The organism is Caballeronia sp. LZ003 (assembly GCF_031451465.1).
GTDB lineage: Bacteria > Pseudomonadota > Gammaproteobacteria > Burkholderiales > Burkholderiaceae > Caballeronia.
Genome location: NZ_JARUXJ010000220.1, coordinates 1 through 365, shown reverse-complemented (window position 1 = coordinate 365; position 365 = coordinate 1). Strand labels below are relative to the sequence as shown.

Genomic DNA, 365 nt, shown 5'->3' with positions numbered 1-365 from the left:
GCGGCGGGAGCTTGCAACGCAATGCCGGGGCGATTGCGGGCGATACGATCGGGGCGATGGTGATCGCGCAGATGGCGGCGAAGTCGGTTGCGCCGGCGAAGGTGAAGATGGATGAGCCGACCAACGGCAGCACAGCTACGCTGTACGGCATGGACGGCAATGTTGATGCACTGGTGAAGCAGTCGGGCGATAGCGGAGATGCGGGCCTTCAGTTCGAAAGCATGGCGAGTTGGAATTTGGCGGTTCAGGCATCGACGAGCGGCGCGGAAAGCTATGCAGCGGCAGACGCAATCAGTCCGTATGGCGGGGCAGCATACAGCGTGGAGCAGATGCGCGCCGAGCGGCTGTCCGAGTTGCAGATCCAG

At 63.0% G+C, this 365-nt stretch carries 1 protein-coding gene; it reads left to right on the top strand.

Going from position 1 to position 365, the window contains the following annotated elements; genetic code table 11:
* A partial coding sequence (locus QCE79_RS39580) for a hypothetical protein (protein ID WP_309852511.1) occupies nt 1-365 on the top strand: 365 nt, incomplete at both ends.